21 protein-coding genes and 5 tRNA genes are annotated in these 25,248 nt (G+C 70.1%); 15 read left to right on the forward strand and 11 right to left on the reverse strand.

What is annotated here, in order from left to right:
• Positions 1 to 147 precede the first annotated feature (147 nt).
• The gene (locus tag AVL59_RS08745) at positions 148 to 756 is read right to left on the reverse strand and encodes a YceI family protein (RefSeq protein ID WP_067301217.1); all 609 of its coding nucleotides are present in this window, start codon (positions 754 to 756) and stop codon (positions 148 to 150) included.
• Between the two features lie 268 nt (positions 757 to 1,024).
• Here AVL59_RS08745 and AVL59_RS08750 point away from each other — a divergent pair, with 268 nt between their 5' ends.
• The 3 genes from AVL59_RS08750 (at position 1,025) to AVL59_RS08760 (ending at position 5,378) form a co-directional block, all read left to right on the forward strand.
• On the forward strand, positions 1,025 to 3,376 hold the full coding sequence (locus tag AVL59_RS08750) for a polysaccharide lyase 8 family protein (RefSeq protein WP_067317038.1): 2,352 nt from the start codon (positions 1,025 to 1,027) through the stop codon (positions 3,374 to 3,376).
• A 154-nt stretch (positions 3,377 to 3,530) separates the two neighbouring features.
• Positions 3,531 to 5,126, forward strand: coding sequence for an acyl-CoA carboxylase subunit beta (locus AVL59_RS08755; protein WP_067301220.1), 1,596 nt, complete (start codon positions 3,531 to 3,533; stop codon positions 5,124 to 5,126).
• A 57-nt stretch (positions 5,127 to 5,183) separates the two neighbouring features.
• Positions 5,184 to 5,378, forward strand: coding sequence for an acyl-CoA carboxylase subunit epsilon (locus AVL59_RS08760; protein ID WP_067301222.1), 195 nt, complete (start codon positions 5,184 to 5,186; stop codon positions 5,376 to 5,378).
• A gap of 394 nt (positions 5,379 to 5,772) precedes the next feature.
• On the opposite strand, the gene AVL59_RS08765 is transcribed toward AVL59_RS08760, so the two are convergent.
• From AVL59_RS08765 to AVL59_RS08800, 8 genes are all read right to left on the reverse strand, one after another.
• A complete protein-coding gene (locus AVL59_RS08765; RefSeq protein ID WP_026248371.1) occupies positions 5,773 to 6,354 on the reverse strand; it encodes a GTP-binding protein in 582 nt (193 codons plus the stop codon).
• On the reverse strand, positions 6,335 to 6,904 hold the full coding sequence (locus tag AVL59_RS08770) for a DUF742 domain-containing protein (protein ID WP_067301224.1): 570 nt from the start codon (positions 6,902 to 6,904) through the stop codon (positions 6,335 to 6,337). Before AVL59_RS08770 ends, AVL59_RS08765 begins: the two co-directional genes overlap by 20 nt.
• Before the next feature lie 96 nt (positions 6,905 to 7,000).
• The gene (locus tag AVL59_RS08775) at positions 7,001 to 7,414 is read right to left on the reverse strand and encodes a roadblock/LC7 domain-containing protein (RefSeq protein WP_003993185.1); all 414 of its coding nucleotides are present in this window, start codon (positions 7,412 to 7,414) and stop codon (positions 7,001 to 7,003) included.
• 10 nt (positions 7,415 to 7,424) lie between these two features.
• The gene (locus AVL59_RS08780; protein ID WP_208870337.1) at positions 7,425 to 10,694 is read right to left on the reverse strand and encodes a nitrate- and nitrite sensing domain-containing protein; all 3,270 of its coding nucleotides are present in this window, start codon (positions 10,692 to 10,694) and stop codon (positions 7,425 to 7,427) included.
• A gap of 377 nt (positions 10,695 to 11,071) precedes the next feature.
• Positions 11,072 to 11,647, reverse strand: a complete 576-nt coding sequence (locus tag AVL59_RS08785; protein WP_067301226.1) for a GTP-binding protein — start codon at positions 11,645 to 11,647, stop codon at positions 11,072 to 11,074.
• Complete coding sequence (locus AVL59_RS08790; protein WP_067301228.1) at positions 11,628 to 12,026, reverse strand: DUF742 domain-containing protein; 399 nt, start codon at positions 12,024 to 12,026, stop codon at positions 11,628 to 11,630. Before AVL59_RS08790 ends, AVL59_RS08785 begins: the two co-directional genes overlap by 20 nt.
• Before the next feature lie 110 nt (positions 12,027 to 12,136).
• Positions 12,137 to 12,550: a roadblock/LC7 domain-containing protein gene (locus AVL59_RS08795; protein WP_023546525.1), complete on the reverse strand. Its 414-nt coding sequence runs from the start codon at positions 12,548 to 12,550 to the stop codon at positions 12,137 to 12,139.
• Between the two features lie 9 nt (positions 12,551 to 12,559).
• On the reverse strand, positions 12,560 to 16,357 hold the full coding sequence (locus AVL59_RS08800) for a sensor histidine kinase (protein ID WP_099053029.1): 3,798 nt from the start codon (positions 16,355 to 16,357) through the stop codon (positions 12,560 to 12,562).
• 566 nt (positions 16,358 to 16,923) lie between these two features.
• On the opposite strand from AVL59_RS08800, the gene AVL59_RS08805 reads away from it, so the two are divergent.
• From AVL59_RS08805 to AVL59_RS08850, 10 genes are all read left to right on the forward strand, one after another.
• Positions 16,924 to 17,112, forward strand: coding sequence for a hypothetical protein (locus AVL59_RS08805; RefSeq protein WP_067301230.1), 189 nt, complete (start codon positions 16,924 to 16,926; stop codon positions 17,110 to 17,112).
• Between the two features lie 189 nt (positions 17,113 to 17,301).
• Positions 17,302 to 18,087: a fumarylacetoacetate hydrolase family protein gene (locus AVL59_RS08810; protein WP_067301233.1), complete on the forward strand. Its 786-nt coding sequence runs from the start codon at positions 17,302 to 17,304 to the stop codon at positions 18,085 to 18,087.
• Complete coding sequence (gene gltX / locus AVL59_RS08815; RefSeq protein WP_079146586.1) at positions 18,080 to 19,564, forward strand: glutamate--tRNA ligase; 1,485 nt, start codon at positions 18,080 to 18,082, stop codon at positions 19,562 to 19,564. The genes AVL59_RS08810 and gltX overlap by 8 nt, the downstream gene beginning before the upstream one ends.
• 92 nt (positions 19,565 to 19,656) lie before the next feature.
• Positions 19,657 to 19,992, forward strand: coding sequence for a hypothetical protein (locus AVL59_RS08820; RefSeq protein ID WP_067301239.1), 336 nt, complete (start codon positions 19,657 to 19,659; stop codon positions 19,990 to 19,992).
• Positions 19,993 to 20,204: 212 nt separating this feature from the next.
• A complete protein-coding gene (locus tag AVL59_RS08825; protein ID WP_067301242.1) occupies positions 20,205 to 20,936 on the forward strand; it encodes an HAD family hydrolase in 732 nt (243 codons plus the stop codon).
• 92 nt (positions 20,937 to 21,028) lie between these two features.
• Positions 21,029 to 21,100, forward strand: a tRNA-Gln gene (locus AVL59_RS08830).
• 21 nt (positions 21,101 to 21,121) lie between these two features.
• Positions 21,122 to 21,194, forward strand: a tRNA-Glu gene (locus AVL59_RS08835).
• Positions 21,195 to 21,223: 29 nt separating this feature from the next.
• Positions 21,224 to 21,296 (forward strand) — tRNA-Glu (locus AVL59_RS08840).
• A 21-nt stretch (positions 21,297 to 21,317) separates the two neighbouring features.
• Positions 21,318 to 21,389: transfer RNA gene (locus AVL59_RS08845), tRNA-Gln, on the forward strand.
• Between the two features lie 28 nt (positions 21,390 to 21,417).
• Positions 21,418 to 21,490, forward strand: a tRNA-Glu gene (locus AVL59_RS08850).
• Positions 21,491 to 21,543: 53 nt separating this feature from the next.
• Here the strand turns inward: AVL59_RS08850 and AVL59_RS08855 are convergent.
• Positions 21,544 to 22,188, reverse strand: a complete 645-nt coding sequence (locus AVL59_RS08855; RefSeq protein ID WP_067301244.1) for a MerR family transcriptional regulator — start codon at positions 22,186 to 22,188, stop codon at positions 21,544 to 21,546.
• Positions 22,189 to 22,269: 81 nt separating this feature from the next.
• Here AVL59_RS08855 and AVL59_RS08860 point away from each other — a divergent pair, with 81 nt between their 5' ends.
• Entirely contained in the window at positions 22,270 to 22,788 is a 519-nt protein-coding gene (locus AVL59_RS08860) for a DUF4188 domain-containing protein (protein ID WP_067317043.1), read from the forward strand.
• A 114-nt stretch (positions 22,789 to 22,902) separates the two neighbouring features.
• Here the strand turns inward: AVL59_RS08860 and ndgR are convergent, their stop codons facing one another.
• Positions 22,903 to 23,619, reverse strand: a complete 717-nt coding sequence (ndgR, locus tag AVL59_RS08865) for an IclR family transcriptional regulator NdgR (RefSeq protein WP_067301246.1) — start codon at positions 23,617 to 23,619, stop codon at positions 22,903 to 22,905.
• 193 nt (positions 23,620 to 23,812) lie between these two features.
• On the opposite strand from ndgR, the gene leuC reads away from it, so the two are divergent.
• A complete protein-coding gene (gene leuC, locus AVL59_RS08870) occupies positions 23,813 to 25,243 on the forward strand; it encodes a 3-isopropylmalate dehydratase large subunit (RefSeq protein ID WP_067301249.1) in 1,431 nt (476 codons plus the stop codon).
• The last annotated feature ends 5 nt before the right edge of the window (positions 25,244 to 25,248 follow it).

Consider the following 25,248-nt stretch of genomic DNA (forward strand, 5'->3'; position numbering starts at 1 on the left):
GGACCCAGTCGGTCTGTTCGTACGGTCCGGAGGATGACGTCATCGGGCCATCCTGGCACCCGGACGCGAGCGCCCGCCCTCCCTTTTCCGGGGGAGCGAGGGCGGGCGCGGTCACGGTGCGGGGGCACCGGCCGGGCCGCCGGAGGCTCACGCGTTCTTGATCGCCGAGATGTCGAAGTTCAGCTTGATCTTGTCGGAGACCAGGAAGCCGCCGGTCTCCAGCGCTGCGTTCCAGGTCAGGCCCCACTCGGAGCGCAGGATCTCGGCCCTGCCCTCGAAGCCGACGCGCTCGTTGCCGAACGGGTCCTTGGCGGAGCCGTTGAACTCCAGGTCGATGGCGAGCGGCTTGGTGACGCCCAGGATGGAGAGGTCGCCGGTGATGCGGTAGTCGTCGCCGCCCAGCGCCTCGACCCTGGTGGAGCGGAAGGTCATGGCCGGGAACTCGTCGGTCTTGAAGAAGTCCGCGGACTTCAGGTGGCCGTCGCGGTCGGCGTTACCGGTCTCGACGCTGGCCATCTGCACATCGATGGAGGCGGTGGACTTGGCGGGGTTCTCGCCGTCCAGGTGCAGCGCGCCGGTGAAGTCCTGGAAGGCGCCCTTGACGTTGGTGACCATCGCGTGGCGGGCCACGAAGCCGATCGTGGTGTGGGCCGGGTCGATCGTGTAGTCACCGGTCAGCGCGGCCAGCCCGGGGCTGACGGCGGCGGGCGCCGGGGTGGCGACGGGGGTGCTTTCCTTGCGGCTGAAAATGCCCATGACGTGCTCCTTGGGGACGGTCGAGGTCGGCGGGCGTCTGACCCGCGAACCTTCTGTTTAACGTTCAACGAACTCAACGGTTTCGACCGTAGACCTATTCCGTTCAGTTTTCAACATCATCCGTAACGTGTTTTCGCGCCTACGGAGAGTCGTCGTGCGTGCCCTCTGGTGAGCGGGTGCGGAGCTCGGGCACCATCTGCGTGCACCACCTGCACAGCCGACCCGCAGGAAGCACGGCCGACCGCAGGAAGGGGCGGTGACCGGCGACATGGGCCCGATCGGACCGACCCGGCGCACACTTCTGCTGGCCACCGCCCTGGCGGCCGCCCTCGCCCCGAGGGCCCGCGCGGCCCCCGCCGACCCCTACGACGCCCTCCGCCGCCGCTGGCTCGACCTCACGCTCGGCACCGGCTACGACGCGACTGCCGAGCCGTACGCCTCCCGTCTCGCCCGACTCGGCGAACTGGCACGGGGATTCCAGGCCACCATGGCGCCGTCCCCGGACTCCCTCTGGCCCGGCCGGCCCTTCGACCCGCCGGCCGGCATCACCTTCAGCTACGGCCGTCTGTGGACCATGACCCAGGCCCACGTCCAGCCCGGCACCGGCGCCACCGGGGACGACGCCCTCCTCGCCGCCGTCCTGCGCGGCCTCGACCACCTCCGGGCCACCGTCTACAACCCCGCCACCACCCGCTACGGCAACTGGTGGGAATGGCAGATCGGCAGCCCCCGGCTCCTCATGGACATCACGGCCGTCCTGTACGACCACCTCGGCGAGGCCCGCGTCGCCTCGGCCTGCGCGGCCGTCGACCACTTCATCCCGGACGCGATGCTCACCGACTACTCCGGCACCTCCACCGGCGCCAACCGCGTCGACCTGTGCCGCTCCGTCGCCCTGCGCGGCATCCTCGGCCGGGCCGGCGACCGCATCGCGCTCGCCCGGGACGCCCTCTCGCCGGTCTTCCCGTACGTCACCCGGGGCGACGGGCTCTACGCCGACGGCTCCTTCCTCCAGCACACCTGGGTCGCCTACTCGGGGACGTACGGGCAGGTCCTGCTGGACGGCCTCGGCCGGCTCTTCGCCCTGCTCGCCGGGTCGGACTGGGCGGTCTCCGACCCGGCCCGGCAGAACGTCCTCGACAGCGTCGAGCACGCCTACGTCCCGCTGATCCACGACGGACTGGTGATGGACTGCGTCAACGGACGTGCCATCAGCCGGGGTTGCCTGCGCGACGACGACCTGCGGCTGATGCGCTCCGACCACTACCACGGCCAGGCCCTGATCGCGGCCGTCGCCCTGCTCGCGGGCGGCGCGAGCGCCGCGGAACGGGAGCGGTGGTACGGCCTGATCAAGGGCTGGGCCGAACGGGACACCGTGACCCCGGTCCTGACGGCGGGCCAGTTCGACGTGGCCGACCTCGCCAGGCTGCACACGGCCGCGTCCGCGCCCGTCCCCGCGACTCCGGAACCCCCCGGCCACCGCCTCTTCCCGGCCATGGACCGGGCCGTGCACCGCGGCCCCCGCTTCACCGCCGCCCTCTCCATGGCCAGTGACCGCATCGCGCACTACGAGTGCGGCAACGGCGAGAACCCGCGCGGCTGGCACACCGGCTCGGGAATGCTCTGCTGGTGGCCCGAGGGGCGCGGCGGCCGGTCCGGTCGGTCGGATCGGTCCGATCGGTCCGACCAGTACACAGACTGGTTCTGGCCGACGGTCGACTGGTACCGGCTCCCGGGCACCACCGTGTCGACCAAGCGCCTCGCCGACCGGGCCGGCGGCGAGTGGGGTGCCCCCAAGCCCGACGTCCGCTGGGTCGGGGGCACGACCGACGGCACCTGCGCGGCCGTGGGCCAGCACCTCAAGGGACTCGGCTCGACGCTGCGGGCGCGCAAGTCCTGGTTCTTCCTCGCCGACGCGGTCGTCTGCCTCGGCGCCGGGATCAGCTGCGCCGACGGCGTCCCGGTCGAGACCGTCGTGGACAACCGCAACCTGGGGGAGAACGGCACCCAGGCCTTCGCCCAGGGGCCCGGCTGGGCCCACCTGGAGGGCCACGGAGGCTGGATCCTGCCCCGCGGCGGCGCCCTGCGCACCCTGCGCGAGGACCGCACCGGAGCCTGGTCCGACATCAACACCGCCGGCACCACCGAGCGGCGCACCCGCCGTTGGCAGACCCTCTGGCTCGACCACGGCACCGACCCGGCCGGCGCCGCCTATGTCTACGTCCTGCTGCCCGGCGCCTCCCGTGCCGAGGTCGCCGCCCGTGCCGCCGACCGCCACTGGCTGTGCGTCCTCGCCAACGACGCCCGCCACCAGGCCGTGGCCGTGCCCTCGTGCGGCGTGAGCGCCGCCAACTTCTGGGAGGCCGGCGCGGTGGCCGGCCTGACCGCCTCCGCGCCCGCGAGCGTGCTGGTCCGGCGCCGGGCCCGCACCGCTACCCTGAGCCTGAGCGAGCCGCCCCGCACGGGCACGCCGCTGGAGATCGTCTGGGACCGTCCGGTGCGCTCGGTCCTCCGGACGGACGACACCATCGAGATCCTCTCCACGGGGGGCCGTCTGAGGCTCCGTGTCACTCCAGGGATGGCATGTGCCACCCACGAATGTGAGGTGGCTCTCAGGTGACGCGTTTGTCGCCCCCCTACAACTCGTGCGGCCTCTGAGCAGTCGGAACGGCTGCATGCCGTTCTGGTTCTGTTCGGTGGTACCAGGAAAACGGGCTGGAGACTGTACGGAGTCGACGGCTGGCAATCCTTGGTGTCCTTCGTAAGGTCGCTACATGACCGTTTTGGAAGAGACGACGGGTGAGCCGGCCGGCGAGCCGACGGACGCGCGCGGACGGGTCGCCGAGCTGCACGAGATCCGTGCGCAGGCCGTGGCGGGCCCCAGCGAGAAGGCGACCGAGGCGCAGCACGCCAAGGGCAAGCTGACGGCGCGGGAGCGCATCGAGCTGCTCCTGGACCCGGGGTCCTTCCAGGAGGTCGAGCAACTGCGCCGGCACCGGGCGACCGGGTTCGGGCTGGAGGCGAAGAAGCCGTACAGCGACGGTGTCATCACCGGCTGGGGCACGGTCGAGGGCCGTACGGTCTTCGTCTACGCGCATGACTTCCGCATCTTCGGCGGCGCCCTCGGCGAGGCCCACGCCACGAAGATCCACAAGATCATGGATATGGCCATCGCGGCCGGTGCCCCGCTGGTCTCCCTGAACGACGGCGCGGGCGCCCGTATCCAGGAGGGCGTCAGCGCGCTCGCCGGTTACGGCGGCATCTTCCAGCGCAACACCAGGGCGAGCGGTGTCATCCCGCAGATCTCGGTCATGCTCGGCCCGTGCGCGGGCGGCGCGGCCTACAGCCCCGCCCTGACCGACTTCGTCTTCATGGTCCGCGAGACCTCGCAGATGTTCATCACCGGCCCGGACGTCGTCAAGGCGGTCACCGGCGAGGAGATCACCCAGAACGGCCTCGGCGGCGCGGACGTGCACGCGGAGACCAGCGGTGTCTGCCACTTCGCCTACGACGACGAGGAGACCTGCATCGCCGAGGTGCGCTACCTCCTCTCGCTGCTCCCGCAGAACAACCGCGAGAACCCCCCGCGGGTGGAGTGCGCCGACCCGGCGGACCGCCGCTCCGACGTCCTGCTCGACCTGGTCCCGGCGGACGGCAACCGGCCGTACGACATGGCCAAGGTCATCGAGGAGATCGTCGACGACGGGGAGTACCTGGAGGTCCACGAGCGCTGGGCGCGCAACATCATCTGCGCGCTGGCCCGCCTGGACGGCCAGGTGGTCGGCATCATCGCCAACCAGCCCCAGGTCCTCGCCGGCGTCCTGGACATCGAGGCGAGTGAAAAAGCTGCACGCTTTGTCCAGATGTGTGATGCTTTCAACGTCCCGATCGTGACCTTCCTGGACGTGCCGGGGTTCCTGCCCGGTGTCGACCAGGAGCACGGCGGAATCATCCGGCACGGCGCGAAGCTGCTGTACGCCTACTGCAACGCGACCGTGCCGAGGATTTCGCTCATCCTGCGCAAGGCGTACGGAGGTGCCTACATCGTCATGGACTCCCAGTCGATCGGCGCCGACCTCACCTACGCCTGGCCCACCAACGAGATCGCCGTGATGGGCGCGGAGGGCGCGGCCAACGTCATCTTCCGCCGTCAGATCGCCGACGCCGAGGACCCCGAGGCGATGCGGCAGAAGATGGTCAAGGAGTACAAGGCCGAGCTGATGCACCCGTACTACGCGGCGGAGCGCGGCCTGGTGGACGACGTCATCGACCCCGCCGAGACCCGCGAGGTCCTGGTCAAGTCCCTGGCGATGCTGCAGTCCAAGCACGCCGACCTGCCCTCCCGCAAGCACGGCAACCCCCCGCAGTAACCGAGCGGACCCGCCGCGGCAACCCCGCGGACCCCTCTCCCACGGAGACTGACATCCATGAACACGCCTGACATCCGCGTCGAGAAGGGCCACGCCGACCCGGAGGAAGTCGCCGCCATCACGGCCGTCCTCCTGGCCCGTGCGGCCGCCCAGTCCGAGCCCTCGGCCCAGACGCACCGCGGCCGCGCGAAGGCCGGCTGGCGCCGCCTGGAGCGCGAGCCGGGCTTCCGGGCGCCGCACAGCTGGCACTGAGTTTTCCGAGCGTGAACACGGCCCCGCCCTCCTTCGGGAGAGCGGGGCCGTTCGGCTCCGAGAACCCACGGGGGAGACAGGACTCCGCGGCCGACAGGTACACGAACTCGACGGCCGGATGGCCGGTCGACACCGCCAGATCCGTGTCCGCGGAGATCCGGATCAGCGAGAAATGACCGGCGGCGGAACTCGGCGTCCCGGTCGATGCCCTCCGGTGCGAACAGGGAGCGGTGCGGGAGACGTTCGAGAGCGCGGGAGGCCCGCTCCTCGAACACCGGCAGGGTCCGCACGATGCTGACGTAGTACTCGCAGCACTCGGCGAGGAGAGCCTCGAACGACAAAGGCCCCCGCTCATCCCGGAGGAAGAACGAGGGCCGTGCCGAAATCGTGCCGGTTACCGCAGCCGTGCCATCAGCGCGTGCTCCACCAGCGTGATCAGCGCACTCTTGGCGTCCGCGCGGTGGCGGGCGTCCGTCGTGATGATCGGGGTGTCGGGGCCGATCTGCAGCGCCTCGCGGACCTCGTCGGGGTTGTACGGCTGGTTGCCGTCGAAGCCGTTGAGGGCGATGACGAAGGGGAGGCCCGAGTTCTCGAAGTAGTCGACCGCGGGGAAGCAGTCGGCGAGACGGCGGGTGTCGACCAGCACGATGGCGCCGATCGCGCCGCGCACCAGGTCGTCCCACATGAACCAGAAGCGGTCCTGGCCGGGGGTGCCGAACAGGTACAGGATCAGGTCCTGGTCCAGGGTGATACGGCCGAAGTCCATCGCCACCGTGGTGGTGGTCTTGTCTCCGGTGTGGGTGAGGTCGTCGATGCCGGCCGAAGCGGACGTCATCACGGCCTCTGTGCGCAGCGGGTTGATCTCCGAGACGGCGCCGACGAACGTGGTCTTGCCCACGCCGAAGCCGCCCGCCACCACGATCTTCGCGGAGGTGGTGGAGCGGGAAGGACCGCCGCTAGAGCTTGCGAAGTCCACTGAGCACCCTTTCGAGCAGTGTCACGTCTGGCTGGCCACCGGCGTTCTCGTCGCCGCCGGGCTGATGGATGGCGACCAGGCCCGCCTCCGCCAAGTCGGCGACGAGGATCCTGGCCACGCCGAGGGGGATGGTCAGCAGCGCCGAGACCTCGGCGACCGACTTGATCTCCCGGCACAGGTTGCAGATCCGCTGATGCTCGGGCAGCTGGCCCTGCATCTGGTGCGGAGCGGCGGTGGTGTGCACCAGTGCCTCGATGGCGAGCTGGTAGCGCGGGCGGGTCCGGCCGCCGGTCATGGCGTACGGACGCACCAGGGGGTTGTTGGCGGCCGTCGCCGGCGCCGGCTCGGGGCGGCGCTGCGGCTGAACCGGCTGGATACGCGGCGCCGACGGCTGGTCGTACGGCGAAGGGCCGGGGCCCTGCGGCGTGTACGGCTGCCGGTGGCTCGGGGCGGAGGGGAAGTTGTACCGGTTCGCCGAACCGTCGCCCTGGCCCTGGGCAGGGCCGTACGACCAGTTACCCGAAGACGAACCGCCTGGGGGTGTTGCCACTTTTTCTCCTCCTCCGACTGCGCCGGGCACCCATCCCTGTGGAGCCGCGTCCCGAAACCTTACGGCCACGGGACGCGAATACGCACCGTCTGACTATTAGTTGAGAAGGCTTCCCTGGAGTTCTGCACGCAGATCCGGGGTGAGAACCGTGCCCGCGCGGTCCACCAAAAGCGCCATCTCGTACCCGATGAGGCCGATGTCCGCCTCGGGGTGGGCCAGGACCGCCAGTGACGAACCGTCGGATACGGACATGATGAAGAGGAATCCCCGCTCCATCTCCACAACCGTCTGGTTCACGGCGCCCCCTTCGAAGATCCGGGAGGCGCCTGCCGTCAGCGACGTCAGACCGGAGGCGACGGCCGCGAGCTGGTCGGCGCGGTCGCGGGGGAAGCCTTCGGACATCGCCAGAAGGAGTCCGTCGGCGGAGACCACCACCGTGTGGGACACCCCCGGGGTGTTGTCCACGAAGTTGGTGATCAACCAGTTCAGGTTCTGTGCCGCCTGGCTCATCGGGCTCACACTAACGCTCCTGGTTGTAGGTGCTGTCAGGACCGAAGCCCTGGCCGTTCGTTTCACTGCCTGCGTTGCGTCCGCGCTGGACGCCTCGACGCAGGTTGCTCAGCCTGCCCCGGACGTCCTCCGGGGCGCGGGAGACCTGTGGGCCTCCCTGAGGGGTGTTCTCGGCGGCGCCCTCGACCAGGTTGGCCTTGGGCACCCGCCGCGGCAGGCCGGAGGAGGTCACTCCGCCCGCCTTGGGTTTCCGCAGCTGGGAGGCCTGCTGCCAGCGCTCGTCGTTCGCCGAACGCCAGGCGCTGTCGTCACCCGCCGCCGGAGTGTTCCGGGGCGTGGGAGCCGGCGTTTCCCGCTGCACGCGCGCCGTGCCGTTCGTGGCACTCGAGCCGTTGGATCCGCTCGCGATGGATCCGCGGCGGGGCAACCCGGCGTCGGTCAGCCCGTGGGCGGCGGGAGAGGCCGGTCCCGGACGGTCGAAGCCTACGCGGTTCCGCTCACTCGCGTCACCGGCCTGCGAAGATTCCGGTTCCGGAGCGTACTGGGCCGGACGGCCGTTCTGGTAGCCGTCCTGCTGCGGCTGCTGCGGCCAGTCGTCCTGGTAGGACTGCCCCTCGTAGGAGCCGAAGGCGTCGGACGCGGAGGCGTGCGCCGGGGCGTGCTCCTCCTGGGCGGGCTCCGCATACCCGGGTTCGGGGTAGCCGCCGCCGTTCGGGGCGAAGCCGTCGTTCTGCGGCAGGCCGCCGTTCGGCGCGTAGTACTGGTTCTCGTACTGCTCGTCGTACGCGGGGCGCTGCTGCTCCTCGTACGTCTGCTCCTGGTACGCCTGCTGCGGCTGCTCCTGGTACGCCGGCCGCTCGGTGTAGCCCGTGCCGTTGCCGTCGTAGCCCTGCGGTGCGTCGAACTGGTCCTCGAACGCGGGCTGACCGGAGTGCTCCTGCTGCGGCTGGCCGTGTGTCTGGGCCTCCAGGGCCGCGCGGCGCTCCTCGCGCATCAGCGAGCGGCCGACGGGGTCGAGATCGCGGATGTCGTCCGGGACCTCGGTGTAGCGGCTGTCGTCGAAGCCCAGCTCGGCGGCGGTGCGCATGGGCGCCACCTGGCCGAAGCTCTCACCCTGGAACTGCTGGTCCGGGATGATCTGGGAGACGGTGAACTCTTCGCGGTCCAACGGCGTCTCCGCGCCACCACCGTGCGTGATCGCGTCCGGCAGCATGACCAGGGAGGTCGTGCCCGCCTGCTCGCCCGAGGGGCGCAGCTGGACGCGGATGCCGTGCCGGTCGGACAGCCGGCCGACCACGAACAGACCCATGCGCTGGGAGATCGCGGCGTCCACGGTCGGCGGGTTGGCCAGCTTGTGGTTGATGTCCGCGAAGTCCTCGGCGGTCAGGCCGATGCCCTTGTCGTGGATCTCGATCATGATCCGACCGTCGGGGAGACGGGTGGCGGTGACGCGAACCTTGGTCTGCGGGGAGGAGAACGTCGTCGCGTTCTCCAGCAGCTCGGCGAGCAGGTGCACGAGGTCGGTGACCGCGCGGCCGTGGATCTCGGCCTCCGGGACGCCGGACAGCTCGATGCGCTCGTACTGCTCCACCTCGGAGGAGGCGGCGCGCAGGACGTCGACCAGCGGGACCGGCTGGTCCCAGCGGCGGCCGGGCTCCTCGCCGGCGAGGACCAGGAGGTTCTCGCCGTTGCGGCGCATACGGGTGGCGAGGTGGTCCAGCTTGAAGAGGTTCTCCAGCTGGTCCGGGTCGGCCTCGTTGTTCTCCAGGTCGGTGATCAGGGTCAGCTGGCCCTCGATCAGCGACTGGTTGCGGCGCGAGAGGTTGGTGAAGATCGCGTTGATGTTGCCCCGCAGCAGGGCCTGCTCGGAGGCGAGCCGGACCGCCTCGCGGTGGACCTGGTCGAAGGCGCGGGCGACCTCGCCGATCTCGTCCTTGGTGGTGATCGGGATCGGGGCGACCCGGGTGTCGACCCGGCCGGGGTCGGTGCGGGAGAGCTGGTCGACCAGCATCGGCAGGCGCTGCTCGGCGATGCCGAAGGCGGCGTTGCGCAGCTGGCGCATCGAGCGGCTCATCTGGCGGGCCACGGCACCGGCGAGGATGAACGCGAGGAGCAGGGCGACCACGACCACGGCACCGGTGATGATGGCGGAGGTCTTGGCGTTGTCGGCGATGCTGGAGGCCTCGTTCACGGCCTTGTCGGCAAGATCCGACTCGATCTGGCGGTAGGCGTCGTACCTGAGGGTGTTGACCGCCCACCAGTTGTCGACGGTGATGCCCTTGGTGGCGAGCCCCTCACGGGTGAGGAGCGTGGTGTCCTTCAGCGTGGCCAGCGCCGAGATCATCGTGGTCGGGTTGGACGGCGGAGGGACGTAGTTCGGGTTCTTCTGCTTGGCCGCGGTGGCCATGGCGGCACCGTCGGTCTTCATCTTCTGCTCGGCGTCGGCGAGCTTCTGCGCGTCCGCGTCGGTGCCGCCGCCGAGGTACTCCTCCTTGGCGATGCGCTCCAGGTAGGCGTACGAGGACAAGGAGACCCGCTGGGTCGCCAGGTTCGGGGCGTCCGGACCGGGCTTGACCAGCAGGTGCGTGCCGATGGACCGCTCCAGCGAGAGCGCCGCCTTGGTGAGCGAGATGGCGTAGACGGTACGGCCGTAGGAGGTGATGTTGCCGGTGCCCAGACCGAGCTCGTTGGCGAACTCCATCAGCGGGTGGCTGATGTCGACGTAGCCCTCTTCGGACTGCACGCCGGTGAGCTTGGACGTGTACGCGACCTGGCGCAGCGTCGCCAGCTTGGGCTCGGCCGCGCGGAAGAGCCTCAGCCGGCGCTCCAGGCCGGACTTGTGCGGCATGTTCTGCGCCGCCTGATTGAAGGCGTCGGCGGCCTCGTCCGTCTTCTTGCGGGCCTGGGTGACGACGCTCTTGTTCTTGCTCAGCAGGATCGGCGCCGCGGTGACGTCACGCTCGGTCTCCAGAGCGTCGGCGTAGCCGAGGGCGGCGCGCACCAGGCGGGCGGTGTTCTCGGCGTCCCGGGCCTGCTGCCAGGTGTCGATCGAGCTCTTCACCTGGAAGCCGCCCATGACGAGGCCGACCGCCACGGGTATGAGCAGAATCGCGTTCAGCCGGGTCGGCACGCGCCAGTTGCGCATGGAGAAACGGCCGCCGCTCTTCGCGGGAGTGGCCGCCGGCTCCGAACCGGGCACAGGGGTGGGCGCCGCAGCGCGCGGCGGCGGGGTGAAGTTGCCCCGCGCCGACGGCTCGGGACCGTTCTTGCTTCGCCTCACTCGACCAACAACCTCTCGGCGGTCGGCACCTTCGTCGTGCCGCAGTCTCTCAGAGCCCGGTTCGTCATCGACCAGTGAGTACGTCTTTGACTATTGGGCAGTTCAGGCATTCCAGCACGTGGACCAGCGCACTTCCAAACAGTGGAAACCCCGCGGGGGCGCTCCTGTAAGCCCTAGATAAAACGGTCATAAAGAACGAGCCCCGCCAAAAGGCGGGGCGTTCGTGAGCACAGTGGTACCGCTCGACCGCGTCGAGTGGTGAAGCCGGGCGATTCCTCTGCCGAACTGTTATGAACACCGGAGCCGACCGTGTCAAAGGCCACAGTCGGCTCCGATCTCATTACGACAACTGCCGTATCGCACGTCGCACTTGAGTGCTATCGCAGCCGTGCCATCAGTGCGTGCTCCACCAGCGTGATCAGCGCACTCTTGGCGTCCGCGCGGTGGCGGGCGTCCGTCGTGATGATCGGGGCGTCGGGGCCGATCTGCAGGGCCTCGCGCACTTCGTCGGGGGTGTAGGGCTGCTGGCCGTCGAAGCCGTTGAGGGCGATGACGAAGGGCAGGCCCGAGTTCTCGAAGTAGTCGACCGCCGGGAAGCAGTCGGCCAGGCGCCGGGTGTCCACGAGCACCACCGCGCCGATCGCACCGCGCACCAGGTCGTCCCACATGAACCAGAAGCGGTCCTGGCCGGGGGTGCCGAACAGGTACAGGATCAGGTCCTGGTCCAGGGTGATACGGCCGAAGTCCATCGCCACCGTGGTGGTGGTCTTGTCTCCGGTGTGGGTGAGGTCGTCGATGCCGGCCGAAGCGGACGTCATCACGGCCTCTGTGCGCAGCGGGTTGATCTCCGAGACGGCGCCGACGAACGTGGTCTTGCCCACGCCGAAGCCGCCCGCCACCACGATCTTCGCCGAGGTGGTGGCCCGGCCCGCGTCAGAGCTTGCGAAGTCCACTGAGCACCCTTTCGAGCAGCGTCACGTCCGGAGCGCCGCCGTTGTTCTCGTCGCCGCCTGGCTGGTGGACGGCCACCAGGCCGGCCTCGGCGAGGTCGGCCACCAGGATCCGGGCCACGCCGAGCGGCATGGCCAGCAGCGCGGAGACCTCCGCGACCGACTTGACCTCACGGCACAGATGGCAGATGCGCTGGTGCTCCGGGAGCAGTCCCATGAGCGCTGCCGGGTCGGCCGTGGTGCTGATCAGCGCCTCGATGGCGAGCTGATAGCGCGGCCGCGTCCGGCCACCGGTCATCGCGTACGGACGTACCAGCGGCTGGTCGCCCTCGTCCCCGTACGGCTCTGCGTACGGATCATGAGAGGCGGTGGGCGGGGTCATGAATCCTCCGGGCGGGACAGCAAGTCGGTCAGTCGTGCCGTCTGACGGGGCCGTGGGGGGATTGTGGCGGCCGGACGGTGTTTTCGTGAGGTGGGTAGTGCCGGGGCGGGTCAGTGAAGCAGACTGCCCTGGAGTTCGGCGCGCAGATCCGGGGTGAGTACCGCACCCGCGCGGTCGACGAGCAGTGCCATCTCGTAGCCGACGAGACCGATGTCGCACTCGGGGTGGGCCAGTACCGCGAGGGAAGACCCGTCCGAGACGGACATCAAGAAGAGGAAGCCGCGCTCCATCTCGACGACCGTCTGTGCCACGGTGCCGCCCTCGAAGATCCGGGAAGCCCCGGCCGTGAGGGAGGTCAACCCGGACGCGACGGCCGCCAGCTGATCGGCGCGGTCCCTCGGAAAACCTTCGGACATCGCCAGCAGAAGGCCGTCGGCGGAGACCACCACCGTGTGCGACACCCCGGGGGTGTTGTCCACGAAGTTGGTGATCAACCAGTTCAGGTTCTGTGCCGCCTGGCTCATCGGACTCAACTAACGCTCCTGCTGGTGAGTGGGGCTCGGGTAGCTGCCGGTCTGGCCGCTGCCGGCCTGACGGCCCTGAGCGATGCCCCGACGGAGATTGGTCAGCCGCCCGCGTACGTCGTCAGGCGCACGCGAGACCTGCGGACCGGCTTGGTGCTGTTGCTGCTGAGCCGTGCCCGGGACGAGGTTCGCCCGGGGCACCCGGCGCGGCAGGCCGGAAGTGGTGACACCGCCCGCCGCGGGCTGCCGTACGCGCTCCGCCTGCCGGACGAGTTCGTCGTTGGGCGAGGTGCGCCAGGAGCCTGTGGGGGAGGCGGGACGCTGGGGGGCCGACGCGGGCGCCGACTGCTGCTGCTGCGGGGCCGGGGCGTTGTCCTGCTGGCCCTGCTGACCGCCGTGGAACCAGTTGGTCTCCAGCGTGTCGTACAGCGGGGTACGGCCGTCGCCCGGGCCGGAGGCCGGGGGCAGCGCCTCGGGCTCCGGCCTCGCCGGACGCTGCGGGGCCGCCGGGCGCTGGGCGGCGAAGCCACCGCGGCCGCCGGGCTGCGGGCGCTCGAACTGACCGGTGTTCGCCGGGCCCTGTCCCTGTCCCTGGCGGCCGGGCAGCGCGTGCTGCCCGGTGGAGCTGCCGTCGAAGCCGGCGTCGTAGGCCTGCGGGGCCGCGAACTGACCGGTGCTCTGCGGGTCCTGCTGGCCGGGGGCCGACGTGCCGAAGACGTCCGAGCGGACGAACGAGCCGTTGTCGCCCTGCTGGCCGAACTGGCCGCCCTGCTGCTGCGGGGTGAACTGGCTGTTGCCCTGCTGGGTGCCGGGACGTGCGAACTGGCCGGTGCTCTGGGAGCCGTTCGCGCCGTTCAGGTCCTGGCGCGGGAACTGGCCCGTGGAGCCGTCCAGGCCGAAGTCCGGGCGGGGGAACTCGCCCGTGGCGGCCGCGCCCTGCGCGTCGTTGCGGGGTATCGCCGGTATCTCGGAGGTCGCGCCCGGGCCGTGCCGGTCGTCGACGCGCGGCATCGGCGCGGTCTGCGTCGGGTCCTGCTCGTCGTGGCCGCGAGGGGCGTCCAGCGAGGCACGGGAGAGCGGGGCCTGGGCGTTGTCGCTCCAGTCCGGGGTGCGCGCGGACGGGTTGCCGCCGGGCAGCTCGGCCCGCGGGCCGCCGCGCGGCGGCAGCTGGGGCTGACGGTCCTGGTCCGAGGCGCCCGCGCCGTGGCGCGGCGCGGCCGGGCCACGGCCGCCGAAGGCGTCCTGCTGCGGTCCACCCGGGTTCGCGGCCTGCAGGCCCTGCGGGGCACTCGGCGTCTGACCGCCGCCGAAGGCGCCCGCGCCCGCACCGGCGGGGGCCGGACGGCCCTGCTGCGGAGCACCCGGACCCTGCGGGCCGCGTGCCACGCCCGGACGGCCGCCCTGGCCGGCGCCGGGCAGCGCGGCCCGGGGACCCTGGCCCGCGCCGACCTGGCCGCGCGGACCGGGACCGGCGCCGAGGAGACCGCCGCCGGACGGCGCACCGCCGAGGGCGCCGCCGGGGCCGTTGCCGCCGTTGCCCCGCCGTGCGGCGGCGGCACCCGCCGCGGCCTGCGCGGCGGCCGGACCGCCGGTCGACGCCGGGACGCCGGGCTTGCCCGGAGCGGGCTTCTTGCCGCCCTGGGCGACATCGACGGGCAGCATGACCAGCGCGGTCGTACCACCGGAGTCGGACGGGCGCAGCTGGATGCGGATGCCGTGCCGCTGGGACAGACGACCGACCACGAAGAGGCCCATGCGGCGGGAGACGGAGACGTCCACGGTGGGCGGCGAGGCGAGCCGCTCGTTGATCGCCGCGAGGTCCTCGGGGGAGAGGCCGATGCCGGTGTCGTGGATCTCGATCAGCACACGGCCGTCGGGCAGCGCGTGACCGGTGACCTTGACCTTGGTCTGCGGCGAGGAGAAGGAGGTCGCGTTCTCCAGCAGCTCGGCGAGCAGGTGCACGAGGTCGTTGACGACGCGGCCCGCGACCTCGGTGGTCGGGACCGCGGCCAGCTCGATGCGCTCGTACTGCTCCACCTCGGAGGCGGCGGCGCGGAGCACGTCGACCAGCGGGACCGGGCGGGTCCAGCGGCGGCCCGGCTCTTCACCGGCGAGAACGAGGAGGTTTTCACCGTTACGGCGCATACGCGTCGCGAGGTGGTCGAGCTTGAAGAGGGAGGACAGCTGGTCCGGGTCGGCCTCGCGGGACTCCAGTTCGGAGATGAGCGAGAGCTGACGCTGGATGAGGCCCTGGGAGCGGCGCGAGAGGTTGGTGAACATCGCGTTGACGTTGCCCCGCAGAAGGGCCTGCTCGGCGGCGAGGCGGACCGCCTCGCGGTGCACGTCGTCGAAGGCCGCGGCCACCTGGCCGATCTCGTCCCGGGAGTGCACACCGACCGACTCCACGGACGTGTCCACGTCCTGCGGGTCGGACTCGGACAGCTGCTTGACCAGCTCGGGCAGACGGTCCTGGGCGACCTTGGTCGCGGTCTCCTGCAGCCGGCGCAGCGAGCGGATCATGGACCGGGCCACGACGAAGGCGCCGACGAGCGAGATGCCGAGCACGATGAGGATCAGGACACCGGAGATGATCGCGTCCTGCTCGGAGGCGCTGCGCAGCTCGCGGGCCTTCTGCTCCATGTCCTCGAGCAGCGTGTGCTCGATCTTCTTCATCTGCTCGATCTTGGTCGAGCTGTCGTCCACCCAGTCCTTGTAGGAGCGGGCCGGCAGTCCGTCGAGGCCGTCACGGGACTCGAAGGTGCGCTTGGCGTACAGGTCCGCGGCCTGGATGGTCGGGTTGCCCTCCTCGATCGGCTTGAGGAGTTCGTCCGGGTTCTCGTTGCTGTAGATCTTCCGGAAGATCGCGATCTCGGAGCCTTCGCTCTCGTAGGCCGACTCGCCGTAGAGGCGGTCGTTCTCGGAGAGCTTGCCCTTGGAGGTGTTGCCGGAGGTCAGGGCCGCGGCGATGACGGCACGTTGCACCGAGGCGTACTCCTTGGCGGTGGAGAAGGCCGCCAGGGCGCGGGTGCGCGTGATCATCTCCGGGTTGCTGGACGCCTCGGCCATGGACTGGGAGAGGTCGACCAGCTGGGTGATCAGCCGGTGGTACGACTCGACCGTCTGCGTCGAGTTGTCCTTCGACTGGTAGGCCGTCTTGCGGATCTTGGCCAGGTCGTCCAGCTGGTTGGCGAGGCTGACCAGGGTGTCGCGGACACCCTGGAGGTTGCCGTCCTTGCTCGCCGAGTCGATCTGCTCGGAGGCGTCGAGGAAGTTCTCGCGGGCGCGGTCGGTCTTGTCCTGGTAGGCCTTGACCGTGTAGTCGCTCGGCGTCAGGCCGTGGGCCAGCGGACCGGCGGACTGGTCGCGCTCCTCCTGGAGCGCGGCGGCCAGCTCGGTGGCCTGCTTGGTCATGTCCGTCAGCAGCTTCATGTTGTCGAGCTGCTGGATGTCGGTGATGTTCTGGTCGATGCGCAGCGCGCCCAGCGAGGTCGCGGCGACCACGGGGAGCGCGAGCAGCGAGACCAGACGCGTGGAGATGCGCCAGTTGCGCAGGGCCATGCGCGAGCCGGGGCCGGTGGGGCCCTGGGCGGGCTTCGCGGCCGGGGCGGGGGTACCGGCCTTCGTGCTGTTGATGGGGGACGACGCGCCGGGGCGCCCGGGGCGGTCACCGCCGTCTCCGGACGAGGCCGGGCCCTGGCCCGGGTTCTGGGCGTGCTGGGGCGAGGAGCTGCCCTTCATAGGGCCAGTCCCGTCGTGCGACTCCGGCTCCGCCGAAGCGCTGCCATCCCTCTTGAAACGTCCCTGCACTAGCGTCGCAACCTCTGGACCAGGCACCCCCTCGCGTGAACGAGGGGACACAGTGTCGGCGTCTTTGGAGAGCGCCCTGAATACGCCCCCCGGTCTTGAGTGACCGGCGCTGGTTCCCCCTATCTCGCCGCCACTCGGCGCTGAGTTGCGCCCCCTGCGCGCCGGCTCGATCCTGCGGCGGTCCGTGGAATTCCAGCACAGTGCCGGATCTCCAACAAGGGCCGTACCCCGAGCTGTGACCTCCGTGACGGTTTGTGAGGGCCGAGTCACGAACTGTGGAGGCTATTACCCCGCAAAGTGGACTTTTCTCTGCGAGTCGTCGCCTGGTGCCTGGTGTCCCAGTCGCCATGATCAGGAGCGGAATGGTGGGTTCAGGTGGTCAATGTCCGTTTCGTTGGGGAGAGTTGCGGGCCGGAATTGACCGGTTTGCCCATGGATAAGTGAGCAAACTCACACGCTCATCATGGTCAGTTCACGTCTGTGGCGGGGAATCGGATGTTTAGCCTGGCGCTTTACAAGATGAACGGCTCTGCCAACCCCACTCACGAGGCCACAGGACGACAACGGTGAAGACGACGATGATGTTCCGCAACATAGCCAACCCGCGGCGCACGACTCTGGCGCACCTCGATGACGCCGACGAACTGCAGACGCCCGAGCTGCCGGAGCACTCCGTCGATCTGCCCGCGCAGACCGCCAACCCCAGGCGCACGGTCCTGATGGAGGTTCCCGTCGGGGCGGCGGCCGGCGAGTAGCCGACCGGCACCACGCGCGAGAGGGTGCGGCCCGGAGATCACCTGATCTTCCCGGCCGCGCTCCGCTTTTTGCCTGCGAATTCCCCGCGCGCCGAGACTCCGGAATTCAAAAAAACGCAGGCCGGGCGGTCCGACCGGTTAACCTGGGGCGTCAGTACGCCGGTTCTCAGTAAGGGGCGCAAGGATCCCGTGCGCATCGCCAGGTTCTCCATCGACGGGAACGTAGCCTTCGGCGCGGTCGAGGGCGACAAGCAGGGCGAACTCGTCCTCGACATCATCAAGGGCATCCCGTTCGCCGACCACGAGCTGTCCGGGACGAAGGTGCCGCTGAGCAAGGTCAGACTGCTCCCGCCGGTGCTCCCCAACAAGGTCGTGGCGTTCGGCCGCAACTACGCCGACCACGCCAAGGAGCTGGGCAACGAGGTGCCCGACGCCCCGTTCGCCTTCTTCAAGCCGTCCACCTCGGTGATCGGCCCCGGCGACGAGATCCGGTACCCGTCCTTCTCGCAGGACCTGCACCACGAGGCCGAGCTGGCCGTCGTCATCGGCCGGATGTGCCGCGAGGTCCCCCGCGAACGCGTCAAGGACGTGATCTTCGGCTACACCTGCGCCAACGACGTCACCGCCCGCGATGTGCAGAAGCGCGAGAAGCAGTGGGCCCGGGCCAAGGGCTTCGACACTGCCTGCCCGCTCGGCCCCTGGGTGGAGACGGAGCTGGACCTCGAGCGCGCGAACGACCTGACGATCCAGCTCACGGTCAACGGCGAACAGCGCCAGCTGGGCCGGACGAGCGAGATGATCCACCCCATCGAGGATCTGATCGTGAACATCTCCGAGGCCATGACCCTGCTCCCCGGCGACGTCATCCTCACCGGCACCCCCGCGGGGGTCGGCCCCCTGAACGTCGGCGACGAGGTCGCCGTCACCATCGAAGGCATCGGCACTCTCACCAACAAGGTTGTCAAGCGTGGCTAGCGCACCCGGCTCTCCCGTTCGCGTACGTTTCTGTCCGTCGCCCACCGGTAACCCCCACGTGGGCCTGGTCCGCACCGCCCTGTTCAACTGGGCGTTCGCCCGGCACCACCAGGGCACTCTGGTCTTCCGTATCGAGGACACCGACGCGGCCCGCGACTCGGAGGAGTCGTACAATCAGCTGCTCGACGCGATGCGCTGGCTGGGCTTCGACTGGGACGAGGGCCCGGAGGTCGGCGGCCCGCACGCGCCGTACCGCCAGTCGCAGCGCATGGACATCTACCGGGATGTCGCGCAGAAGCTCCTTGACGGCGGTCACGCCTACCACTGCTACTGCTCCCAGGAGGAGCTGGACACCCGCCGCGAGGCCGCCCGCGCCGCCGGCAAGCCCTCCGGCTACGACGGCCACTGCCGTGACCTGAGCGCCGAGCAGGTCGAGGAGTACAAGGCCCAGGGCCGCGCCCCGATCGTCCGCTTCCGTATGCCCGACGAGACGATCACCTTCACCGACCTGGTCCGCGGCGAGCTGACCTTCACCCCTGAGAACGTCCCGGACTACGGCATCGTCCGTGCCAACGGCGCCCCGCTGTACACGCTCGTCAACCCGGTCGACGACGCCCTGATGGAGATCACCCACGTCCTGCGCGGCGAGGACCTGCTCTCCTCCACTCCGCGGCAGATCGCCCTGTACAAGGCGCTGATCGAGCTGGGCGTCGCCAAGGGGACCCCCGCCTTCGGCCACCTTCCGTACGTGATGGGCGAGGGCAACAAGAAGCTGTCGAAGCGCGACCCGCAGGCGTCCCTCAACCTCTACCGCGAGCAGGGCTTCCTGCCCGAGGGCCTGCTCAACTACCTCTCGCTGCTCGGCTGGTCCCTCTCGGCCGACCAGGACATCTTCACGACCGACGAGATGGTCGCCGCCTTCGACATCTCCGACGTGAACCCCAACCCGGCGCGCTTCGACCTCAAGAAGTGTGAGGCGATCAACGCCGACCACATCCGCATGCTCGAGGTGAAGGAGTTCACCGAGCGCTGCCGCCCGTGGCTGAAGGCCCCCTTCGTCCCCTGGGCGCCGGAGGACTTCGACGAGGCCAAGTGGCAGGCCATCGCCCCGCACGCGCAGACCCGCCTCAAGGTCCTCTCCGAGATCACCGACAACGTCGACTTCCTGTTCCTCGCCGAGCCGGTCCTCGACGAGGCGAGCTGGACGAAGGCGATGAAGGAGGGCTCGGACGCGCTGCTGGTCACGGCCCGCGAGAAGCTGGAGGCGGCCGACTGGACCTCGGCCGAGTCCCTCAAGGAGGCCGTGCTGGCCGCCGGCGAGGCCCACGGCCTCAAGCTCGGCAAGGCCCAGGCCCCGGTCCGCGTGGCCGTCACCGGCCGCACGGTCGGCCTGCCGCTGTTCGAGTCCCTGGAGGTCCTGGGCAAGGAGAAGACCCTGGCCCGCATCGACGCGGCGCTGGCGAAGCTGACCGCGTAGCCGACGCGCGATGAGGGGCGGCACCGGGAGTTCCGGGTGCCGCCCTCGGTGCGTCCACCGAGTCGTCGCCCGGAGTTCCCCCTTCCGGTCAAGTGCCCCTTCCTGAGCGCACGGTCGACTTCCCGGGCGTCGTACCGCCCGCGCACGCCGGCCCGGACGACCTGGCCACGGGCACCGACGTGATCATCAGCCGGAGCGGCTCCACCGTCACGCTCCCCGCCGGCCGGACCTGCAAGACCTCGTCCGGCTGGAGCGTGCTCACCCAGGACGCCTCCGGCACCCCGCACGTGCTGCGCGCCGCGGCCGGCACCTACACCTGGAAGCTCGGCGCCCACCCCCGAGACGGCCAGGGCCCGGACCTCGCCCTGACCGGCACGATGACCTTGGGCCGACCTCCCGGCCGTACTCCGGTACCTCCGGTGGCATGAGGATCAGAGCAGTCGTCCGGGACGTCGACGACATCCTCTTCGACGCTGCGTTCATCGGGGGATAACCCCCGAACCCCCGGCCGCTTGGCGGTACCGTCGGTCGTATGACGATCAGAGCAGTCGTCCGGGACGTGGACGACATCCTCTTCGACGCTGCGTTCATCGGGGGATAACCCCCGAACCCCCGGCCGCTTGGCGGTACCGTCGGTCGTATGACGATCAGAGCACTCGTCTGGGACGTCGACGACACCCTCTTCGACTACACGACCGCGGATCGCGAGGGCATGCGCGCCCATCTCGCCGCGGAAGGCCTGCTTGCCGGGTACGACACCCCTGAGCAGGCCCTTGTGCGATGGCGGGAGATCACCGACCGGCATTGGGCGCGCTTCTCGGCCGGGGAGGTCTCCTTCGAGGGGCAGCGGCGCGACCGCGTACGGGCCTTCCTGGGCGAGGAGCTGCCCGACGCCGAGGCCGACGCCTGGTTCCGGCGTTACATCGGTCACTACGAGGCCGCCTGGAGCCTGTTCCCGGACGTGCTGCCCACCCTGGACGCCCTCGCCGCCAGCCACCGGCACGCGGTGCTGTCCAACTCCAGCCTCACCGTCCAGGAACACAAGCTGAGCACCCTCGGCCTCCGCGACCGCTTCGAGAGCGTGCTGTGCGCCGCCGAGCTGGGCGTCTCCAAGCCGGAGGCGGGTGCCTTCCGCGCGGCCTGCGAAGCGCTGCGGCTGCCCCCGCGCGAGGTGGCGTACGTCGGCGATCACCCGGAGATCGACGGGCGGGGCGCGGCCGAGGCGGGGCTGCTGTCCGTCTGGATCGACCGCGGCGGGCCGTACGCGCAGGGCGCGGACGGCGGGTTCGCGCACCGGATCTCGACCCTCGCCGAACTCCCGGCGCTCGTCCGCGCGGATACCCGTTTTGGAGCCCCGTCCACCTTCGGGTAATGTTCTTCCTGCGCCGCCGGAGAGCGGGCCGAAAGGCCGGGACCCGGAGGAGCGAACTAGAACGAGAACCCCTCAGGGGGCTTGAGTTCCAGTGGCCTATGGTGTAATTGGCAGCACGACTGATTCTGGTTCAGTTAGTCTTGGTTCGAGTCCAGGTAGGCCAGCTCGCAGAGCTCATCTGCAAAGCCCCCGTTGTGTAGCGGCCTAGCACGCTGCCCTCTCAAGGCAGTAGCGCCGGTTCGAATCCGGTCGGGGGTACTGATCCTGATCCTGTCGGGATCGCTAGGGCCCCCGTTGTGTAGCGGCCTAGCACGCCGCCCTCTCAAGGCGGTAGCGCCGGTTCGAATCCGGTCGGGGGTACTGACTGGTCTAAACCATCATTGGTCTATGGTGTAATTGGCAGCACGACTGATTCTGGTTCAGTTAGTCTTGGTTCGAGTCCAGGTAGACCAGCTCGGATCTGCGGAAACGTAAGATCCTCGCCCCCGTTGTGTAGCGGCCTAGCACGCCGCCCTCTCAAGGCGGTAGCGCCGGTTCGAATCCGGTCGGGGGTACAACGGGAAGGCCCTTCGCTTCGGCGGAGGGCCTTCGTCGTGTCCGGCGCCGGCTACTCGAAGCCGTACCGCCGCGTCGTCTCCTCCTCCTGGGCCAGCCGGTGCAGCGCCTGCAGCACCGGCTCGTTGAGGATCGCCCCCAGGACCGCGAACTCGACCCGCTCCGCCTCCGACGCGTACGTCTCCATGTTGTCCAGGTCGAGAACGGCCGTTCGGTGCATCAACTCGGCGTACGGCGCGAGCAGTTCGGCCCCGAAGTCGTAGCCGAGCCGGCGGAACGCGGCCACCGCCACCACCAGCGAGCGGTACGCGGGGGAGATGGTCGCGAGCTGCTTGGTGTTCTCCCAGCCGAGCCGGTCCAGGAGCCTGGTGACCTCCCGGTGTGCGGTCTGGACGTACTCGTCGTCCTCGTCCGGCTCCGGCACCTGCGGCAGCGCCCACACCGCCGCGCCCAGGCGGATCGCGCGGCCCAGGGAGTCGTCGTCCACGTGCCCGAGCACCTCGCGCACCTTCGCCACCGGCACCCGGCCCACCTGGATCATCGCCCGCACCAGCCGCAGCCGGCGCAGATGCTCCTCGTCGTACTCGGCGGTCCTGGCGTTGATCTGGCGGCCCGGCGGCAACAGTCCTTCGCGCAGGTAGTACTTGATCGTCGCCGTGGACACACCGCTGCGCTCGCTCAGCTCCGCCAGCCGCATCTCTTGCGCCTCTCCTTGGGAAGTGCCACTATCCAAGCATCGCCAGAAGGATAGTGGCGCTATCTGATGAGGGGGATCGTCATGTTCGCGAAGCCGGTGCCGGGCCTTACGACCGCGGCGGCCGAGGGCGATGTGGTGGTGCTGCTCATCGGCATGCGGATCAACCACTTCTGGGCGGTGCACCAGTGGCTGCCGGTCATGCTGTCGATGGTCCGCATGCTGAGGGAGCTTGCGCGGGACCGCGACCGGGGGCTGCTGGGGCACGTGATGCTGACAGCCTCGCCGCGGACGTACTACGTCGTCCAGTACTGGGAGTCCAAGGAGAAGCTGTACGCGTACGCGACCTCGCCGGACATGTTCCACCACCGGGCCTGGGCGGTCATCAACCGCCAGGAGCGCCAGGGCAAGCTGCGGGGACACGTGGGCCGGTGGCACGAGACGTACATCGCCTCCGAGGGCTCGTACGAGTCCATCTACGCCGACATGCCGCCCTTCGGTCTCGCGAAGGTGCACGGCCAGGTGCCCGTCGCCGCGCGCGGCCGGTACGCGAAGGACCGGTTCGCTCATCGGTCGGCGGGCGCGGCCCGCGAGGCGGGGTGATCGCAGGGGCTGCGGGAATCGGGGGGATCGGGGGATTCGAGGAGGGCCTGCCGCGGCGTTGGGGCAGGCCCTCCTCGGATGCGCTGGTGACGTGTTCCGGTGATGCCGTGGCCCTCAGCCCGAGCGGCGCAGGGCCTCCGACAGGCGGCCGGCCGCGTCGATGACCGCCTGGGCGTGCATGCGGCCCGGGTGGCGGGTCAGGCGCTCGATCGGGCCGGAGACGGACACGGCGGCCACCACGCGGTTGGACGGGCCGCGTACGGGCGCGGAGACCGACGCCACGCCGGGCTCGCGCTCACCGATGGACTGGGCCCAGCCGCGGCGCCGTACGCCCGACAGGGCCGTCGCCGTGAAGCGGGCGCCCTGGAGGCCGCGGTGCAGGCGCTCCGGCTCCTCCCAGGCGAGCAGGATCTGCGCCGAGGAGCCCGCCTTCATCGTCAGCGTGGAGCCGACCGGGACGGTGTCCCGAAGGCCGGACAGGCGTTCCGCCGCGGCCACACAGATCCGCATGTCACCCTGGCGTCGGTAGAGCTGTGCGCTCTCGCCGGTGACATCACGGAGGTGGGTGAGCACGGGGCCCGCCGTGGCGAGCAGGCGGTCCTCGCCGGCCGCCGCCGCCAGTTCCGAAAGGCGCGGGCCGAGGATGAACCGGCCCTGCATGTCGCGTGCCACCATGCGGTGGTGTTCCAGGGCCACGGCCAGGCGGTGGGCCGTGGGTCGTGCCAGTCCGGTGGCCCCGACCAGACCCGCGAGGGTGGCCGGACCGGACTCCAGAGCGCTCAGGACGAGGGCCGCCTTGTCCAGAACGCCGACGCCGCTACTGTTGTCCATGCAACGATATTCACGTCTCACTCTGTGAAACGCAAGTTCAATTTTCCGTGGAACGCGCCACCCTGGAATCACACAGCGGCCCGTGAACCGTCAAGGGCCCGATGGCGGACGCCCGAAAACACCGGGGCGCGGGCGCCGTCTTCTCAAGATCTCTAGTTGGGCCGGTGCACGCTTGCCGGCCGAAGGGAAAGCGATGGGTAGGACACTCGCGGAGAAGGTCTGGGACGACCACGTCGTCCGGCGCGCCGAGGGCGAGCCCGACCTCCTCTACATCGATCTGCACCTGCTGCACGAGGTCACCAGCCCGCAGGCCTTCGACGGGCTGCGCAAGAGCGGCCGTCAGGTGCGCCGGCTCGACCTCACCATCGCGACCGAGGACCACAACACCCCGACCCTCGACATCGACAAGCCCATCGCCGACCCGGTCTCCCGCGCCCAACTGGAGACGCTGCGCAAGAACTGCGCCGAGTTCGGCGTGCGCCTGCACCCGCTGGGCGACGTCGAGCAGGGCGTCGTCCACGTCGTCGGCCCGCAGCTCGGCCTGACGCAGCCCGGTACGACCGTCGTCTGCGGTGACTCGCACACCTCCACGCACGGTGCCTTCGGCGCGCTGGCGTTCGGCATCGGCACCTCCCAGGTGGAGCATGTGCTGGCCACCCAGACGCTGCCGCTGGCCCGCCCGAAGACCATGGCCATCACGGTCGACGGCGAGCTGCCCGAGGGCGTCACCGCCAAGGACCTGATCCTGGCGATCATCGCGAAGATCGGCACCGGCGGCGGCCAGGGCTACGTCCTGGAGTACCGCGGCTCCGCCATCGAGAAGCTCTCGATGGAGGCCCGGATGACCATCTGCAACATGTCGATCGAGGCCGGCGCCCGCGCGGGCATGATCGCCCCCGACGAGACCACCTTCGCGTACATCAAGGGCCGCGCCCACGCTCCCGAGGGCGAGGACTGGGACGCCGCGGTCGCGTACTGGAAGACCCTGCGGACGGACGAGGACGCGGTCTTCGACGCCGAGGTCCGCATCGACGCCGCCTCGCTCTCGCCGTTCGTCACCTGGGGCACCAACCCCGGCCAGGGCGCGCCGCTTTCGGCGTCCGTCCCCGACCCGGCTTCGTACGAAGACGCTTCGGAGCGCCTCGCCGCCGAAAAGGCCCTGGAATACATGGGGTTGGAGGCCGGGCAGCCGCTGCGCTCCATCAAGGTGGACACCGTCTTCGTAGGTTCCTGCACCAATGGCCGCATCGAGGACCTGCGCGCCGCCGCCGACCTCCTGAAGGACCGCAAAGTCGCCGACGGCGTACGGATGCTGGTCGTCCCGGGCTCCGTGCGGGTGGGTCTGCAGGCCGTCTCCGAGGGTCTGGACGTGGTCTTCAAGGAGGCCGGCGCCGAGTGGCGGCACGCGGGCTGCTCGATGTGCCTCGGCATGAACCCCGACCAGCTGGCCCCGGGCGAGCGCTCCGCCTCCACCTCCAACCGCAACTTCGAGGGCCGGCAGGGCAAGGGCGGCCGTACGCACCTGGTGTCGCCGCAGGTCGCGGCCGCTACCGCGGTCCTGGGCCACCTCGCGTCCCCCGCCGACCTGTCCGACGCCGACACCCGTACGCCCGCTGGAGTCTGAGAATC

The sequence above is a fragment of the Streptomyces griseochromogenes genome, from assembly GCF_001542625.1.
Taxonomy (GTDB): Bacteria; Actinomycetota; Actinomycetes; order Streptomycetales; family Streptomycetaceae; genus Streptomyces; species Streptomyces griseochromogenes.